This is a genomic window from Comamonas sp. 7D-2 (genome assembly GCF_022749555.1).
Classification (GTDB): domain Bacteria; phylum Pseudomonadota; class Gammaproteobacteria; order Burkholderiales; family Burkholderiaceae_C; genus Comamonas; species Comamonas thiooxydans.
Map to the genome: position 1 here is coordinate 4,817,669 of NZ_CP094238.1, position 15,377 is coordinate 4,833,045.

At 60.6% G+C, this 15,377-nt stretch carries 16 protein-coding genes; 5 read left to right on the forward strand and 11 right to left on the reverse strand.

Annotated features, from left to right (window positions below):
- Positions 1–12 precede the first annotated feature (12 nt).
- Complete coding sequence (locus MPZ60_RS22135; RefSeq protein WP_034354584.1) at positions 13–786, reverse strand: type III pantothenate kinase; 774 nt, start codon at positions 784–786, stop codon at positions 13–15.
- A 170-nt stretch (positions 787–956) separates the two neighbouring features.
- Between MPZ60_RS22135 and lysM the strand changes: the two genes are divergently transcribed.
- Entirely contained in the window at positions 957–1,427 is a 471-nt protein-coding gene (lysM, locus tag MPZ60_RS22140) for a peptidoglycan-binding protein LysM (protein WP_034354587.1), read from the forward strand.
- 79 nt (positions 1,428–1,506) lie between these two features.
- Positions 1,507–2,529 carry a UDP-glucose 4-epimerase GalE gene (galE, locus tag MPZ60_RS22145; RefSeq protein ID WP_034354590.1) on the forward strand — a complete coding sequence of 341 codons (1,023 nt, stop codon included), beginning with the start codon at positions 1,507–1,509 and terminating at the stop codon, positions 2,527–2,529.
- A 24-nt stretch (positions 2,530–2,553) separates the two neighbouring features.
- Here the strand turns inward: galE and MPZ60_RS22150 are convergent, their stop codons facing one another.
- The 10 genes from MPZ60_RS22150 to MPZ60_RS22195 all read right to left on the reverse strand — a co-directional run bounded on the left by MPZ60_RS22150 (position 2,554) and on the right by MPZ60_RS22195 (position 11,720).
- The gene (locus MPZ60_RS22150) at positions 2,554–2,970 is read right to left on the reverse strand and encodes a rhodanese-like domain-containing protein (protein WP_003068022.1); all 417 of its coding nucleotides are present in this window, start codon (positions 2,968–2,970) and stop codon (positions 2,554–2,556) included.
- Positions 2,971–2,996: 26 nt separating this feature from the next.
- Complete coding sequence (locus MPZ60_RS22155) at positions 2,997–3,989, reverse strand: M48 family metallopeptidase (RefSeq protein WP_034354593.1); 993 nt, start codon at positions 3,987–3,989, stop codon at positions 2,997–2,999.
- 13 nt (positions 3,990–4,002) lie between these two features.
- The gene (locus tag MPZ60_RS22160; protein WP_034354597.1) at positions 4,003–4,743 is read right to left on the reverse strand and encodes a 1-acyl-sn-glycerol-3-phosphate acyltransferase; all 741 of its coding nucleotides are present in this window, start codon (positions 4,741–4,743) and stop codon (positions 4,003–4,005) included.
- A 130-nt stretch (positions 4,744–4,873) separates the two neighbouring features.
- Positions 4,874–5,461: an HAD-IIIA family hydrolase gene (locus MPZ60_RS22165; protein ID WP_034354600.1), complete on the reverse strand. Its 588-nt coding sequence runs from the start codon at positions 5,459–5,461 to the stop codon at positions 4,874–4,876.
- Between the two features lie 79 nt (positions 5,462–5,540).
- Positions 5,541–6,764 (reverse strand): beta-ketoacyl-ACP synthase I, encoded by a 1,224-nt coding sequence (fabB, locus tag MPZ60_RS22170; protein WP_034354603.1) that lies wholly within the window; start codon positions 6,762–6,764, stop codon positions 5,541–5,543.
- Positions 6,761–7,285 (reverse strand): bifunctional 3-hydroxydecanoyl-ACP dehydratase/trans-2-decenoyl-ACP isomerase, encoded by a 525-nt coding sequence (gene fabA, locus MPZ60_RS22175; RefSeq protein WP_003068017.1) that lies wholly within the window; start codon positions 7,283–7,285, stop codon positions 6,761–6,763. The genes fabB and fabA overlap by 4 nt, the downstream gene beginning before the upstream one ends.
- A 202-nt stretch (positions 7,286–7,487) precedes the next feature.
- Positions 7,488–9,149, reverse strand: coding sequence for an apolipoprotein N-acyltransferase (gene lnt, locus MPZ60_RS22180; protein ID WP_034354607.1), 1,662 nt, complete (start codon positions 9,147–9,149; stop codon positions 7,488–7,490).
- A 152-nt stretch (positions 9,150–9,301) separates the two neighbouring features.
- A complete protein-coding gene (locus MPZ60_RS22185; protein ID WP_003068015.1) occupies positions 9,302–10,183 on the reverse strand; it encodes an HlyC/CorC family transporter in 882 nt (293 codons plus the stop codon).
- Positions 10,184–10,371: 188 nt separating this feature from the next.
- Entirely contained in the window at positions 10,372–11,094 is a 723-nt protein-coding gene (locus MPZ60_RS22190) for a GNAT family N-acetyltransferase (RefSeq protein WP_034354611.1), read from the reverse strand.
- Positions 11,095–11,237: 143 nt separating this feature from the next.
- Complete coding sequence (locus MPZ60_RS22195; protein ID WP_034354614.1) at positions 11,238–11,720, reverse strand: Lrp/AsnC family transcriptional regulator; 483 nt, start codon at positions 11,718–11,720, stop codon at positions 11,238–11,240.
- A gap of 219 nt (positions 11,721–11,939) precedes the next feature.
- Between MPZ60_RS22195 and hppD the strand changes: the two genes are divergently transcribed.
- The 3 genes from hppD (at position 11,940) to phhA (ending at position 15,376) form a co-directional block, all read left to right on the forward strand.
- A complete protein-coding gene (hppD, locus tag MPZ60_RS22200; RefSeq protein ID WP_012839929.1) occupies positions 11,940–13,061 on the forward strand; it encodes a 4-hydroxyphenylpyruvate dioxygenase in 1,122 nt (373 codons plus the stop codon).
- Positions 13,062–13,362: 301 nt separating this feature from the next.
- Positions 13,363–14,397 (forward strand): tripartite tricarboxylate transporter substrate binding protein, encoded by a 1,035-nt coding sequence (locus tag MPZ60_RS22205; protein ID WP_034355296.1) that lies wholly within the window; start codon positions 13,363–13,365, stop codon positions 14,395–14,397.
- 94 nt (positions 14,398–14,491) lie between these two features.
- The gene (gene phhA / locus MPZ60_RS22210) at positions 14,492–15,376 is read left to right on the forward strand and encodes a phenylalanine 4-monooxygenase (RefSeq protein WP_052057599.1); all 885 of its coding nucleotides are present in this window, start codon (positions 14,492–14,494) and stop codon (positions 15,374–15,376) included.
- Position 15,377 lies beyond the last annotated feature (1 nt).

Sequence of the window (15,377 nt, forward strand, 5' to 3'; positions counted from 1 at the left end):
AAGCCAGCACACTCAACCCCAGCGCTTTTCAGCCATCACCAGCAGGCCATCAAAGATCAGGTTGTTGATCAGCTCAAAAGGCCTGGTCATGCTGGGAGACATTTTCCAGCCGGCGCCGCCCGCCATGATGCACATCGGCTCTGCACCGCAGTGTTCTGCCAGATGCTGGTACATGCGCTCCACCGCACCTGCGATGGCATAGGTACCGCCGCTGGTCAGCGCATCGCTGGTGTTCTTGGGAAAGCACCTGACTTCACCCGTAGGCACGTGCAGGCCCGCAGTGCCGCCTTCCAGGGCCCTGAGCATGATGCCATGCCCGGGAATGATCAGGCCGCCCAGAAATCGGCCTTGCGCATCCATGGCATCGACCGTCACTGCCGTACCCACCATAACCGTGATCAAGGGCCGGGCATCGCCCAATTGCAACATGTGGTGACGTGCACCAATCATGGCCACCCATCGGTCCGCACCCAGCCTGGAAGGATGGTCATAGCCATTGGTCACCCCTGCTTCTGCGATGGAGGGGACTACCCATTGAGGCTCGAGATTCCATCCCAGCATGAGTTCGATCTGCTCGTGCACCCTGCGCCTTGCCGTCTCACCAGCAACCACGCAGCCCAGCATGCGCTCGGGAGCTGGCAGCCCGGCCCAGGCACCTTCTGCCAGGCGCTCTATATGCTCCAGGAACTCCGCTCCATGGGCCAGCAAGGCAGCACCAGGGCGATGATCTTCATACATGGCCCACTTCAAACGGGTGTTGCCAATGTCTATGGCCAAAAATGTCATGCGGCGGATTATCAGCACTTTTCTCTGTGACAGACAGCCGCTTGTCACATTCATTACAAGTGCGCAGGAAATTGTCAAAGAAAGCGCTCAGTCCATCTCCTGCAAGAAATCATTTCGATTTCCCGTTAAAGTGAACTGCTTTCTTCCACTACTTTTGAGGAGTCGAAACCATGGGTCTGTTCAGTTTCATCAAGGAAGCCGGAGAAAAACTGTTTGGCGGCAGCGACGCACATGCAGCCGCACCGGCCGAAGACTTGAATGCCAAGGCGGCTCAGGCGATCGCCAGCTATATCAACACCCAGAATCTGGGCGTATCCGATCTGCAGGTTCAATTCGATGCTTCTCAAGGCAAGGTAACAGTCAATGGCACGGCTCCCACTCAGGCTGTCAAGGAAAAAGTGACGCTGTGCTGCGGTAATGTGGCCAATGTCCAGTCCGTGGACAACCTGATGGCGGTCACCAACCCCGAGCCAGAAGCCCAGTACCACGATGTGGTACGCGGTGACACCCTGTCGGCCATCTCCAAGAAGTACTATGGTGATGCCAACAAGTACAACGTGATTTTTGAAGCCAACAAGCCCATGCTCAGCAACCCGGACAGGATCTATCCTGGCCAGAAACTGCGCATTCCGGCTCTCTGAATCAGGCTCTGTAAATACAGCCGCAAAAAGCGCTCGCATGAGCGCTTTTCTCATTTGACTCGAAGTTAGACTGCAGCTTATGAAAACTCTGCTCACAGGCGGTGCCGGCTATATCGGCAGCCATACAGCCATCGAACTGATCAGCCACGGTCATGAAGTCGTGATTTTCGACAACTTCAGCAACAGCCATCCTGAAGCAATCCGCCGCGTGGAGCAAATCACTGGACGCACCATTGCCGTGATCAATGGCGATGTCCGCGATCAAGCTGCGCTTGAGCAGGCCTTGCAGGAGCATGGCATTGACAGTGTCGTGCACTTTGCCGGCAAAAAAGCAGTGGGCGAGTCCGTTGCCCAGCCTGTGGACTACTACGACAACAACGTCAACGGCACCCTGGTGCTGCTGCGCGCCATGAAAAAGCACAATGTGCGCAATCTGGTGTTCAGTTCTTCGGCAACAGTCTATGGCTCGCCACAATATTTGCCTCTCAATGAGGTACACCCTACTTCGGTCACCAATCCCTACGGCCGCAGCAAACTCATGGTGGAAGAGATTCTGTCGGACCTCTACCACTCCGACTCCCAATGGTCGCTGGCCGTGCTGCGCTACTTCAATCCCATTGGTGCCCATGCCAGCGGCCTGATTGGTGAAGACCCTTCGGACATTCCCAACAACCTGCTGCCTTTTGTGGCACAGGTCGCCGTGGGCCGTCGTGAAAAGCTGCAGATCTTTGGCGGCGACTACGACACCGTGGACGGCACCGGCGTGCGTGACTACATCCATGTCGTCGACCTGGCCCGAGGTCATGTCAAGGCACTCGAGAAGCTGGCCGGCCTGGCCAAGCCCGAGTTGCTGACCATCAACCTGGGCACAGGCAATGGCTACAGCGTGCTCGAAGTGCTGCATGCCTTCGAAAAAGCCTGCGGCAAGACCCTGCCCTATACGATTACAGACCGCCGTCCAGGGGATGTGGCCAGTTGCTATGCAGACCCCGACCACGCCCTGAAAACCCTTGGCTGGCAAGCCGAGCATGATCTGAACACCATGTGCGCCGACACATGGCGCTGGCAAAGCCAGAACCCCAACGGCTATCGCTCGGTCTAGAAGCTGCAGGCCAAGCCCTGCGCATTACTGATGCCAGGGCAGGCCGCGCTTGCGCCAGCCACCCAACTGGCCTCGCTGGCCGTTGGCGTCAACGTCGCCTTCGAAACCTTCAAGAATGTTGTAGGCCTCGATTCCCAGGCCCGCAGCACGCTGGGCAGCCGCAACAGAGCGCACACCGCTGCGGCATAGCAGCACCACTTTCTTGCCCTCGGGTACCGCTGCTCGCAGCTCGGCGTCAAAGTTCTGGTTGGCTGCCATGCCGGGCCACTGCTTCCAGGCCACGGCAACAGCGCCTGGCACCTTGCCCACCCACTCGCGCTCGGCATCGGTGCGCACATCGACCAGAACCGCTTCACCAGCCTGCAGCCATTGCCAGGCCAGCTCCGCCGGCACATCGCCGGCATAGCCGGCAGCGGGTTGGATTTGGGTTGTATTGCTCATTTCATTCCTCGTCTCGATCATTGCCGCTATTCCCAAGCGGGCAAGGGCCTGTCTCTCAATGCTCTGCGCAAATGCTTCCAGTCGGGCAGCACCTGAGCCACCACAGCCCAGAACTGCGGGCTGTGATCCATATGATGCAGATGGGCGAGCTCATGCACCACCACATAGTCGATGATTTGCGGGCTGTGCTGCATCAACCGCCAGTTCAGACGAATGATCCCGCTGCTGTTGGCACTGCCCCAGCGCGTGCTGGCACTTGTCAGGCGCAGCGCATTCCAGCGCACGCCCATGAGTGCGGCATAGTGCAGCATACGGGCCGTGAAATAGCTGCGCGCCTCCCGCAGTATCCAGGCCTGAACGGCCGCGCGCACCTGGGCAGGCGGTGTCCCTGTCGGCAAGGGCAGATGCAGGCTTTGCGGGCCATCGCCCCCCTGCTCTCTATGCGTCTGGCGCGTACGCAGCAGTTGTGACCCATCCCCGGTCAGCCGCAAACTCATGGGCTGGCCCAGATAGTCCAGCACGCCTCCATCCTGCCAGAGAATGCGCGCTTCCTGCTTGATCTGCTGTCGCTGTCCGGCTTCCTGCAGCTTGCGCACAATCCAGCCGGCCTTGGTCTGCAGCGCTGATTCGATCTCGCGCATGGCCACCCATTGCGGAGCGGTGACTTCAAGCCCTTGCAGCCCTACGCTGAAGCCTATGCTGCGGCGCGCCGAACGGCGCAGCAGATAAGCCACCTCACGCCCTTGCAAGCGGGCGCTGTGGCTAGCTTCCGGATGCACCAGAAGTGTGGGCTCTGCAGGCAGCTCATTCTCTTCAGAATCAATAGCACCCACTGAAATATTGACGGGTGCTACAAGCTGACTATTCTCAAATTCCAGCTCGGATTGATCCAAACGCTGCTCAATGGCTTCAGGGCCGCTGCGCCGGCGCTTGCGCGGCATCAACCCGCCCCGCCCATCCCCCACCACAGGCGGCACCAGCCATTGCCAAGCTTGCTGCAAGCTATCGCCTGTGGACATGGGCAGTTTTGCCTTATCTGCGATAAGCCTCTGGGTCCAGGCGCTGCATTTCGGACTCGATCCATGCCTCGACCTCGACCATCAGCTCGTCATGCTTGCGGCCCACCGAAGAAATGGGCTTGCCAATGGAAACATCCACCACGCCGGGCTTTTTAATGAAGGCCTTGCGCGGCCAGCACTTGGCCGAGGTAACAGCGATGGGTACCACGGGCGCACCCGTCATGATGGCCAGACGGGTGGCGCCGGTCTTGTACTCGCCCACCTCTCCACGATTCACACGTGTACCTTCGGGAAACATGATGACCCAGATGCCTTGATCGAGCAGGCGCTTGCCTTGCTCCACCACCTTGTGAAAGGCGCGCGAGCGCTGGGCCCGGTCTATGTGAATCATGTCCAGTGCACCGATGGACCAACCGAAGAATGGCACCTTCAGCAGCTCCTTCTTGAACACATAGGCCAGCGGGCGCGGCATGATGGCAGGCATGAGAAAGGTCTCGTAAGTGGACTGGTGCTTGACCAGCAGCACCACCCCCTGATTCGGGTCCGCAGGCAGGTTCTCCATGCCCTGCACCTGATACCGGACCCCCATGATCACGCGGGCGCTGTCCACCGAGAGCTTGAGCCAGGCGCGGGCAGCACTGTATGCCTTGGCCGATGAGCCGCTGGTCCACTTGGCCAGCAGCACCGCGAAAGTGTAGGGAATGACGGTAATAGCCATCCACAACATGTGGAGGACGGAGCGAATCAGGGACATGACAGCAATCGAATGACGTGAGCACAGACCTGAAGTCTGGCCCATGATTTGGCACGGTTATCAACAAGAAACATAGCAGCTTGCGCTGCTCTTTCAAGCAGTTGAGTCTATTTTGACCTGAAACCCGAGCTCAATGCGGGGCAGGCGCCGAATCCAGGGGTTGAGCATCCTCATCGCCTCCCAGCGGCAACAGCATATTCACCACGGCCTCCAGATCCGGATAGCGCTCGCTGCCTTCAGGCAGGTCGGCATCGCTGCTGCACTCGGGCCTGGCGGTGGACTCCACGAACACCAGATGGGCGCCAAGAGCCTTGCCCGCCTGCAAATGTTCGACGCCGCTGCCGATGGCCCAGATTTCATGGCCTTCCGCACCGTAGCGATCGGCAATCTGCTCGAACAGCGCTGCGCCGGGTTTGCGGCACTGGCAGTCTTCATCGGGAGCGTGCGGACAAAAAAACACGGCCTCCACCCGCGCGCCGACAGCGGCCATCTCCCGGTGCATCTTGGCGTGCACGGCGTTGAGCTCGATCACATCGAACAGCCCGCGACCCAGCCCAGGTTGATTGGTGGCGACCACCACATGCCAGCCGGCACGGTTCAGGCGCGAAACCGCCTCCAGCGCACTGGGGACTGCAACCCACTCATCGGGCCGGCCAATGAAACCTTGAGCTCCCCACTGGTTCAGGGTGCCATCACGGTCAAGAATTGCGATCTTCATGGGGGAGACAGTAGTCGACGACAGAAAAAAGCCCGCTTACCTCAAGGCCAAGCGGGCTCGCGATCCAAGACTCCGGCGCTTACTGCCCTTCCCAGCGCTTGAGCACCAGGGAGGCATTGGTGCCGCCAAAGCCAAAGCTGTTGGACAGCACGGTCTTGAGTTCGGCATCGCGGGTCTGGGTGACCAGAGGCATATCGCCCAGCAGCGGATCGGGCGTCTCCACGTTCACGGACCCTGCGATGAAGCCCTTGTTTAGCATGATCAGGCAGTAAATCGCCTCCTGCACACCGGTCGCGCCCAGCGAGTGGCCGGTCAGCGACTTGGTGGACGAGAACGGAGGCACCTGGTCACCGAACAGCTCGCGCATGGCACGCACTTCCTGCATATCGCCCACGGGGGTCGATGTGCCATGGGTGTTGATGTAGTCAATGGGCGCATCCACGGTTTCCATGGCCTGCTTCATGCAGGCAATGGCGCCGTCGCCCGAAGGAGCGACCATGTCCTCACCGTCGCTGGTGGCACCAAAGCCCACCACTTCGGCCAGGATGTTGGCACCGCGTGCCAGCGCATGGTCCAGGCTTTCCAGCACCACGGCACCGCCGCCGCCAGCGATCACGAAGCCGTCACGGTTGGCATCGTAGGCACGCGAGGCCTTATCAGGCGTCTCGTTGTACTTGCTGGACATGGCACCCATGCCGTCGAACAGCAGCGACATGCCCCAGGACAGCTCTTCGCCGCCGCCGGCAAACATCACATCCTGCATGCCCCAGGCGATCTGCTGGGCCGCAGCACCGATGCAGTGGGCCGAGGTGGAACAGGCCGAGGTGATGGAGTAGTTGATGCCCTTGACCTTGAAGTTGGTTGCCAGGCAGGCCGACACCGTGGAGCTCATGCATCGTGTGACCTGGTAAGGGCCGACGCGGCGGATGCCTTTTTCGCGCAGCGTATCGGCTGCCTCGATCTGGTTGGCGGGCGATCCGCCGCCCGAGCCCATGATCAGACCGGTGCGCGGGCTGCTCACCTGCTCGGGCGTGAGGCCCGCTTGCTTGATCGCGTCTTCGAGGGCGATCTGCGAATAAGCCGCAGCATCGCCCATGAAGCGTAACTGCTTGCGGTCGATGCGCGCCTCAATATCGATCTCGGGAATGCCTGCCACCTGCGAGCGCATGCCCAGCTCCGTGAACTGGGGCATGGCCTTGATGCCGCTCTTGCCCTCGCGCAGCGAGGCCTCCACGGTTGTCAGGTCATTGCCGATGCACGAGACAATGCCCGCGCCGGTGATCACTACCCGCTTCTTGCTCATGCTGCCGTTCCCTTGGCATCACCTTCACGCAGGAACAGACCCACGCGCAGGTCATTGGCCACGTAAATTTCCTTGCCGTCGGCCAGCAGACGTGCGTCGCCGATGGCCATGTTCAGCTTGCGCTTGATTACTCGCTTGATATCAATTTCATATGTCACGAGTTTGACATCGGGACCTACTTCACCTGTAAACTTGACTTCGCCTGCACCCAGGGCACGACCACGACCCGGCAAACGCAGCCAGGTCAGGTAAAAGCCGATCAGCTGCCACATGGCGTCCAGGCCCAGGCAACCGGGCATGACGGGATCGCCCTGGAAGTGGCAATCAAAGAACCACAGGTCGGGCTTGACGTCCAGTTCCGCAACAATCTTGCCCAGACCGTGGGCACCGCCGTCCTCGGAGATATGTGTGATGCGATCGAACATCAACATGGGAGGCAGGGGCAGACGTCCGCTATCGGCACCAAACAGCTTGCCTTCGCCGGACGCGATCAGTTGTTCGTAGGAAAAAGATTCAGCCATTCTCTCAATTGCTCCGCGGCAGCCTGTGCAAGCTACCTGTTACTCTGTATTTTGGGTGACGGGACCCGCGCCCGCTGCGCGCGCCCACTGCGGGCGGTACAACCAGGGATTATCAAGGCTCACGCCCCTACCCGGGACACAATACCCGTTTTCAGGCCCAAGACTCTGCCACAAATGCCACAGCCGCTGATGCCGAGGTGGCTTATTCCGTGCGGGACACTACGCCTTCCTCGGTCTTTCTCAAGGAGATCCAGGCCAGCGCGCAGAACACGAGGCACAACAGAGTCAGAGGCAACAGACCCAGAGCATGCACCCAGCGCGCATAAGGCGTCAGCCCGTCGCGCCCCTGAACCCGGCCCTGCAGCACCGCGCGCTCGAAAGGCGCCAGTGCTTTCACCACTTGCCCTTTGTGATCGATCACCACCGTGGCTCCGGTGTTCGTTGCGCGCAACATGGGGCGCTCGAACTCCAGCGCGCGCATGCGGCTGATGGACAGATGCTGATCAATGGCCACGGAGTCGCCAAACCAGCCGATATTACTCAGATTGACCAGCACCGTGGGTGCCGTCGCCGCATTGCCGAAATGGGCCGCAAGCTCTTCGCCGAACAGGTCTTCGTAGCAGATATTGGGCGACAGGCGCTCACCCGCCCAGCTCATGGAAGGCTGGCCCAGTGCGCCACGATTGAAGTCGCCCAGCGGAATATTCATGAGTTCGGTGAACCAGCGGAACATGGGCGGAATGAACTCACCAAACGGTACCAGATGGTGCTTGTCGTATTGATAGGCCTGGGTCTGCCCCGGCAGCCAGCCTTCGACCGTATTGGTGAAGCCCTTGTCCCAGTTGCCCAGCGGAAGGCCCACCAGAGCCGCGCGGCTGGATTCCTTGGCGACAAAAGGTGCGCGCACAAAGTCCAGATAGCCTTCAGGAAGCTGCTGAGGCAGCAGTGGAATGGCTGTCTCGGGTGCCACGACCAACTGGGCCCTGGCGTCATGCAACTGCTGGGCATACCAGCGCAGTGCCACCACCACGCCCGAACCCATTTCAAACTTTTCATCCTGCGGAATATTGCCCTGCAGCAGCTCTACGCTCATGCCGGGCAGCTGACCAGGTGCTTCAATGGCGGCATCACGCGACCACCACAGCCCGCCCCAGACCAGACCCAGGGCTACAGCAGATGCCAGGGCCGGCTTGAATTTCAGCAACGCCGACCTGGTCTGCATACGCCAGACCAGCAGCGCCAGCCAGGCTACAGCCCAGGCCGCCACAAACCCCGTGCCGTAGACGCCAATCCAGCGCGGCAGCACGGCCAGCGGGCCTTCCACATGGGCATAGCCGCCTGCGCCCCAGGGAAAACCGGTCCAGAGCCAGCCACGCGCCAGCTCGGCCAGCGTCCAGAGTGCAGCAAAGACCAGCGCTGACAATGCATCCGGCGCCTTTGCCAAACGCTTGAAGCACCATGCAGCCACGGCGTAATAGCCACCCAGAAAGCCCGCCAGTGCCAACACGGCTGCCACCGCCAATGGCGCCGCCAATCCGCCATAGGTGTGCATGGAGATGAAGAGCCACCAGAAGGTGGCCGCCAGCCAGGCCGTGCCGAACAGCCAGGCCCGGCCTGCCGCCTGAGCGGCGGTACGGGCAGCCAGCAGCGCATGAACCAGCACCGCCAGCGACAGAATCTGCAGCCACCACAGCGGACGGCCATAGCCTCCGGCCAAGCTCAGCCAGCCGTCGCCCTGGCCGCGAGCCCAGGGCCAGGCCAGAGAGAAGGCCTGCAGCCCGCCTGCAATCAGCATCAAAAGCCAGCTCATCCAGCATTTGGGCCTGGCAGCAGCGGTCTGAACGGTAGAGGCAGTGGTGGTCATAGGAATCAGCAGGCACTAACAAAACACCCAACCGGGCGGTTGGGTGAATTCAAGCATACGAGGTATCGCCAAGATTTGTGCAAACCAAGAGGCACAACCAGTATTTCCACCGGCATCACACCAGGCCTGACCCGGATTTGCGCAAGTCGCGATCAGTTGCGAACCAAGCTGTCTGGCGACGGATCGCGCACCACCTTGAACCAGCGCACCGCGCCGCCCTTGGTGTGGAGCACGGTGAACTCCAGCCCGCCCAGATGAATCTGCTCGCCGCGCTTGGGCACATGGCCGATTTCATGGGCAATCAATCCACCGATGGTATCGAACTCGGCATCGGGGTCGCTGGCATGCAGCGAAGTCTCGAACTCCTCGCTCACATGCTCGATGCTGGCATCGCCCGCCACGCGGTAGCTGTTGTCGGCCAGAGCAAAGATATCGCCCTCGTCCTCGGGGATGTCAAACTCGTCCTCAATCTCGCCGACGATTTCTTCCAGCACATCTTCAATCGTCACCAGGCCGGCCACACGGCCGAACTCGTCGATGACAACGGCCAGATGATTGCGATTGGCGCGAAACTCACGCAGCAGGTCGTTCAGGCCCTTGCTCTCGGGCACAAAGACGGCCGGGCGCACCAGAGCACGAATATTCAGGGTGGGAGAGCGCTGCAGCTTGAGCAAATCCTTGGCCATGAGAATGCCAATGATGTTCTCGCGCTCGCCCTGGTAGACCGGAAAGCGCGAATGCGCCGTAGTCAGAACCTGGTGCAGGATTTCTTCATACGGAGCATCGATATTGATGAGATCCATGCGTGGCGCAGCCACCATGACTTCTCCGGCGCTCATGTCGGCCATGCGAATCACGCGCTCCAGCATGACACGCGACTCGGTGCCGATGACCTGGTTGTCTTCGGCTTCGGCCAGGGTTTCGATCAGTTCATCGGGAGACTCCGGTGCCGGATGGATGAACTCAGCCACCTTTTGCAGGAAGCTTCGCTTGTCTTCCTTCTCGGGAAGTCGCGCAGGATGGGGGTCAGACACTGTCTTGGAGTGCAGGACGTGCGGTAGTCGAACAAGTCCCCAAGAATAACGGATTGTGTTGACAGACGGCTTGCTAGCTCACAAAAGCCATGAGCGGCGGTCTCCGAGCGCACTCAGCCAAAGCTATTTTGATATCTGCTTGCGCCTGTCTTTATTGGGCTGCAGCCTTGCTGGCTTCACAAGACGATTTACTCGCCTGATTTATGGCGGCCTTCCTGCACACCCTTGCGCACTTCCTGCACGCCGGCCAGGAAAGCCCAGAAATTGACGGCCTGCTTCTTGAGCTGATAGTCCATCTCGCCCAGATGCTCCGTCACCAGCTCGCTGACATGGGTCTCGAAGTCGGCAGGCGGCAACTCCAGATAGGCTTCGGATTCCGAGCCCTCTCGCTTGACCGTGGCACCCGCGTTGCGCGCAATCTTGAGCATGGCCGTGTTCTCGGACAGCGCATGGATGAACATCATGCTCACGTTCTTGCTGCGCGCATGCAGCACTGCACGTGCAAACAGACGTGCCCCCAGCCCCTTGCCACGTGCACTCTTGAGCACGGAGACGCCGAATTCCGCGCATTTCTCATGCTCGGGATGGCCGGCAAAGGCCAGATGCGCCATGGAGATCAATTCCAGGCGGCGGTTGAAGATGCCGAAGATATCGTCGCGCTCGAAATCGAGCTGCTCGACATAGCGGCGCACCTGCTCGTCGTTGGCCGCATAGCCAAAGCGCAGATAGCGATCACGCGCATCCAGCTTGAGCAGATGCTTGATGATGCGGTCGCGATGGCGCGGGCTCAGCGAACGGATGGGGACCAAGGACGGCGAGCGACGCTCGGCGCCATGGGACTTGCCCATGTCTCGCAGCCAGCCGGAGCCGGCCTGCCAGGGCGATGTCAACCAGTCTTTGGGGAGGTTCATAGCCTGAAATATAGGTAAAAACCCGAGGTTTCACAAGCCGCATGTTGCATTGCAACAATCCTGTAAGGATTTTCCGCTAATTCAACACCTTAGCTTCTGTTTCCGGCTAGGTCATGGTCCGTATGAAGGACCTCTACGAAGGCTTAGAGCGGCACGGCCGTCGTGACCTTGACCCGGTCCATGACAAAGCTGGTTTTGCAATCCTGCACACTGGGGTGTTTGAGCAGCGTGTCCATGATGAAACGACTGTAATGCTGCATGTCTGCCACCACCACCCGCAGCAGATAGTCCATCTCGCCAGTGAGGGAGACGCACTCCACCACCTCGGGCCAGGTCTGCACGCTGGCGCGGAACACATCCATGGGATTGCGCTTGCTGGTTTCGGTGTATTTTTCCAGACGCACATTGATATAGGCGGTCAGCCCCAGGCCCACGGTCTCGGGCTGCACCAAAGCCACATAGCGGTCGATGACACCGTTTTCCTCCAGCCGCTTGACACGGCGCAGCACGGCGCTGGGCGACAGGCCGACCTGCTCCCCGATGACGTCATAAGTTTCTCGGCCATTGGCCTGCAATCGGCGCAAAATTGCCTTATCCAGTTTGTCGATGGTGTGCATGGAACTCATGGCGGCAGATTATAAAAAAATCGCAGTTTTTATTAATGGTTAACCCTTGATAACCATTTAAATTGCATGAAATCAATTTTTTATGCAATTTTCATGCATTGAGCTGTTTGCAGCCAAGGCATTTTTGCATGAAGCTTGTCCACGCCCTGTCCTACAGTGCATCCATCGTCGACACCTGTTCTTCATGTGTTGCGCCCCTACCCGATGGAGACCTCTGCCATGAACGCCCCACTGACTCAAAGCAACGCCAGCCAGTTCCAGACCTGGGACAACCCCATGGGCACGGACGGCTTCGAGTTCGTCGAATACGCGGCCCCCGATCCCGTGGCCATGGGTCAGCTGTTCGAGCGCATGGGCTTTCAGGCCATCGCCAAGCACCGCCGCAAGAACGTGACCCTGTATCGCCAGGGCGAGATCAACTTCATCATCAATGCAGAGCCCGACAGCTTTGCCCAGCGCTTCGCGCGTCTGCACGGCCCCAGCGTCTGCGCCATCGCCATCCGCGTCAACGACGCCAAGTACGCCTATGAGCGCGCCACCTCGCTGGGTGCCTGGGGCTATGCCCAGCAGGCCGCCCCCGGCGAACTGAGCATTCCCGCCATCAAGGGCATTGGCGACTCGCTGATCTATTTCATCGACAAATGGCGCGGCAAGAATGGCGCCAAGGACGGTGACCTGGGCAATATCAGCTTCTTCGACGTGGACTTCGAGCCTCTGCCCGGTGCCGATCTGCACCCCGAGGGCCTGGGCCTGACCTATATCGACCACCTGACCAACAACGTCTACCGCGGCCGCATGGCCGAGCTGGCCGAGTTCTACGAGCGCATCTTCAACTTCCGCGAGATCCGCTACTTCGACATCGAAGGTCAGGCCACAGGCGTCAAGAGCAAGGCCATGACCAGCCCCTGCGGCAAGATCCGCATTCCCATCAACGAGGAAGGCAACGACAAGGCCGGCCAGATTCAGGAATATCTGGACATGTACCACGGCGAAGGCATACAGCACATCGCGCTGGGCTCGACCAATCTCTACGACACCGTGGACGGTCTGCAGATGAACGGCATCAAGCTGCTGAACACCAGCGAGACCTATTACGAGCTGCTGCCCAAGCGCATCCCGGACCTGCAGGAACCCATTCCCGAGCTGCTGGCGCGCAACATCCTGGTGGACGGCCAGCCCGGCGAGCTGCTGCTGCAGATCTTCAGCGAAAACCAGCTGGGTCCCATCTTCTTCGAGTTCATCCAGCGCAAGGGCAATAGCGGCTTTGGCGAGGGCAATTTCAAGGCCTTGTTCGAGACCATGGAACTCGACCAGATGCGCCGCGGCGTGCTCAAGACCTGAGCCAGATTAACGGAGCCTGCCATGCGCCACCTCGGCCTTCACCCGCCTCGTCTGCTCGCTTGCAGCATGGCCGGCGTGGGCTCCGGCGCTACGCAGTACATCAAAAAGATACCAATGGTTACCACTCCATCAAACGGACCATGTGGCGACCGATTTCCGTCCCTATACTTCCCGCCATGCTGCACTGCCGCATCCACGCCTGACGTGAGTCGGCGCAGCCAGCTTCAACGCCCGGAAGGATCCAGTGTCGCGCCCCCATCAGCCCCCCGCTACAGCCCCCGAGGACTGCAGAGCACCGAGGCTGGACGCGCCTGCCGACACCTGGCGCCTTTCCCGCCGCCAGGCCATGACCCTGGCGGTGGCTTCGGCGACCTCCCTGATCGCGGACAGCGCGCATGCTGCCCGGGATGCGAGCGACCTGCCGTCGAATTCCAGCCGCAGCCGCAACGAACTCTCGCTGGTCGTTCCCTATGCGGCGGGCGGACCGCTGGATCGGGCGGCTCGCAAGCTGACGCAGGAAACCACGGCCCTGGGCAATATCAATGTGCTCAATGTCGCAGGCGACGGTGGCGCCACGGGTGCAGCCATGGTGGCCAGAGCAGGAGCGCGCGAGCCCATGCTGCTGATGGGTGCCGTGGCCACACATGCCATCCTTCCCTGGCTCAACCCCCAGTTGCCCTACGATCCGCTGCGCGACTTTCAGCCGCTGACACTCGTGGCCCGCATGCCTCATGTGCTGGTCATGCGCAGCGAACTGGCCATGCAGTGGCGCATCTACACGCCCGAGGATTTGCTGCGCTTCATGTCCAAGCACCGGCAGCCCCTGCGCTATGCCTCGGCGGGCAACGGCAGCATCGGCCATATCGCGGGCCAGTGGTTCCAGTCGCTGACCCAGGTTCCGCTCCAGCACCTGCCGTTTGGCGGGGCCAGACCGGCTCTGTCGGCCTTGCTCGAGGGCACGGCCGATCTGATGTTCGACAACATTGCCTCGGCTCTGCCTCATCTGCGGGCCGGCAGGCTCAAGGCCATTGGCGTGACCTGGCGCTCGCCGCTGCCGGCTCTTCCGGAAGTGCCCAGCCTGGACGACAGCATCAAGGGCATGAATCTGACTACCTGGTTCGGCATCTTTGCCACTGCCGGCATCACGGACAGCCAGGCCAAGCGCTGGTCGGAGACTTTTGCCCAGACGCTGCAAAGGCCCGATATACAGCAGTACTTCGACGCCATGGGCGTGGTGCGCGACGACCTGCGTCTGCAGGACTTTGCCCGCCTGGTGCAGGCCGAGCATGCGCGCTACGGACAGCTCGTCAAGCGCGCCCAGATACAGATGCACTGAGCCAGCTTTCGGCTCGCTTCTCCTTTTCCCTGCTGCGCCCCGGCCACGAGCTCTGGCCGCAGCCTTCGCGACCCCTCATCTCAGGGAGTACCTTATGAACAGCATCCAGAACAGCACCGCCATGACCGGCGGCATCGGCGCGGCCCCCGTCGTCTATGGCCAGTCCGATCGCCCTCCACGCGGCGACTACACGCGTGCCCATGCAGACTACACCTGCACGCAAGACTATGCCGCCTATACCGAGGCCGAGCATGACACCTACCACCGCCTCTACGAGCGCCAATCCGCGCTGCTGCCGGGCCGCGCCAGCCAGCATTTCATCGACGCCCTGCCGTCGCTGGGCGCCAAGGAGCGCATTCCGCGCTTCGAGGAAATCAACGAGCGACTATTCAAGGCCACGGGCTGGGAGATCGTCGGCGTTCCAGGACTGATTCCCGAGGTACCGTTCTTCTCGCTGCTGGCCCAGCGCAAATTCCCGGTCACGGACTGGATACGCAAGCCCGAGGAGTTTGAATACATCGTCGAGCCCGACATCTTTCACGACCTCTTTGGCCATGTGCCGCTGCTGTTCAACCCCGTCATGGCCGACTTCATCCAGGCCTACGGACAGGGCGGCCTCAAGGCCGCCGAACTCGGCGCCTGCGAGATGCTGTCGCGCCTGTACTGGTACACGGTGGAATTCGGTCTGATCCGTGAGAGTGGCGGCGTGCGCGCCTATGGCGCAGGCATTCTCAGCTCTGTGGGCGAGCTGGAGTACAGCGTCAACAGCCCGCAGCCGCACCGTTTGCCGCTGCAGCTGGAGCGCACCATGCGCACGCTCTACAAGATCGACACCTATCAGCAGACCTATTTCGTGATTGACGACATGCCCCACCTGCTGAACCTGGCCGATACCGACTTTGCACCTCTGTATGAGCAGCTGCGTCAGTTGCCCACCATTGGCGCCAAGGAGTTGCTGCCCGGCGAGCAGCTGATTTAGT

Excerpts from the sequence above, each read along its gene's own strand:
- hppD (WP_012839929.1), top strand. The coding sequence starts at position 11,940 with ATGAACGCCCCACTGACTCAAAGCAACGCCAGCCAGTTCCAGACCTGG.
- MPZ60_RS22165 (WP_034354600.1), bottom strand. The coding sequence starts at position 5,461 with ATGAAGATCGCAATTCTTGACCGTGATGGCACCCTGAACCAGTGGGGA.
- MPZ60_RS22155 (WP_034354593.1), bottom strand. The coding sequence starts at position 3,989 with ATGTCCACAGGCGATAGCTTGCAGCAAGCTTGGCAATGGCTGGTGCCG.
- fabB (WP_034354603.1), bottom strand. The coding sequence starts at position 6,764 with ATGAGCAAGAAGCGGGTAGTGATCACCGGCGCGGGCATTGTCTCGTGC.
- galE (WP_034354590.1), top strand. The coding sequence starts at position 1,507 with ATGAAAACTCTGCTCACAGGCGGTGCCGGCTATATCGGCAGCCATACA.
- lysM (WP_034354587.1), top strand. The coding sequence starts at position 957 with ATGGGTCTGTTCAGTTTCATCAAGGAAGCCGGAGAAAAACTGTTTGGC.
- MPZ60_RS22150 (WP_003068022.1), bottom strand. The coding sequence starts at position 2,970 with ATGAGCAATACAACCCAAATCCAACCCGCTGCCGGCTATGCCGGCGAT.
- MPZ60_RS22190 (WP_034354611.1), bottom strand. The coding sequence starts at position 11,094 with ATGAACCTCCCCAAAGACTGGTTGACATCGCCCTGGCAGGCCGGCTCC.
- MPZ60_RS22195 (WP_034354614.1), bottom strand. The coding sequence starts at position 11,720 with ATGAGTTCCATGCACACCATCGACAAACTGGATAAGGCAATTTTGCGC.
- fabA (WP_003068017.1), bottom strand. The coding sequence starts at position 7,285 with ATGGCTGAATCTTTTTCCTACGAACAACTGATCGCGTCCGGCGAAGGC.
- MPZ60_RS22135 (WP_034354584.1), bottom strand. The coding sequence starts at position 786 with ATGACATTTTTGGCCATAGACATTGGCAACACCCGTTTGAAGTGGGCC.
- phhA (WP_052057599.1), top strand. The coding sequence starts at position 14,492 with ATGAACAGCATCCAGAACAGCACCGCCATGACCGGCGGCATCGGCGCG.
- MPZ60_RS22160 (WP_034354597.1), bottom strand. The coding sequence starts at position 4,743 with ATGTCCCTGATTCGCTCCGTCCTCCACATGTTGTGGATGGCTATTACC.
- lnt (WP_034354607.1), bottom strand. The coding sequence starts at position 9,149 with ATGACCACCACTGCCTCTACCGTTCAGACCGCTGCTGCCAGGCCCAAA.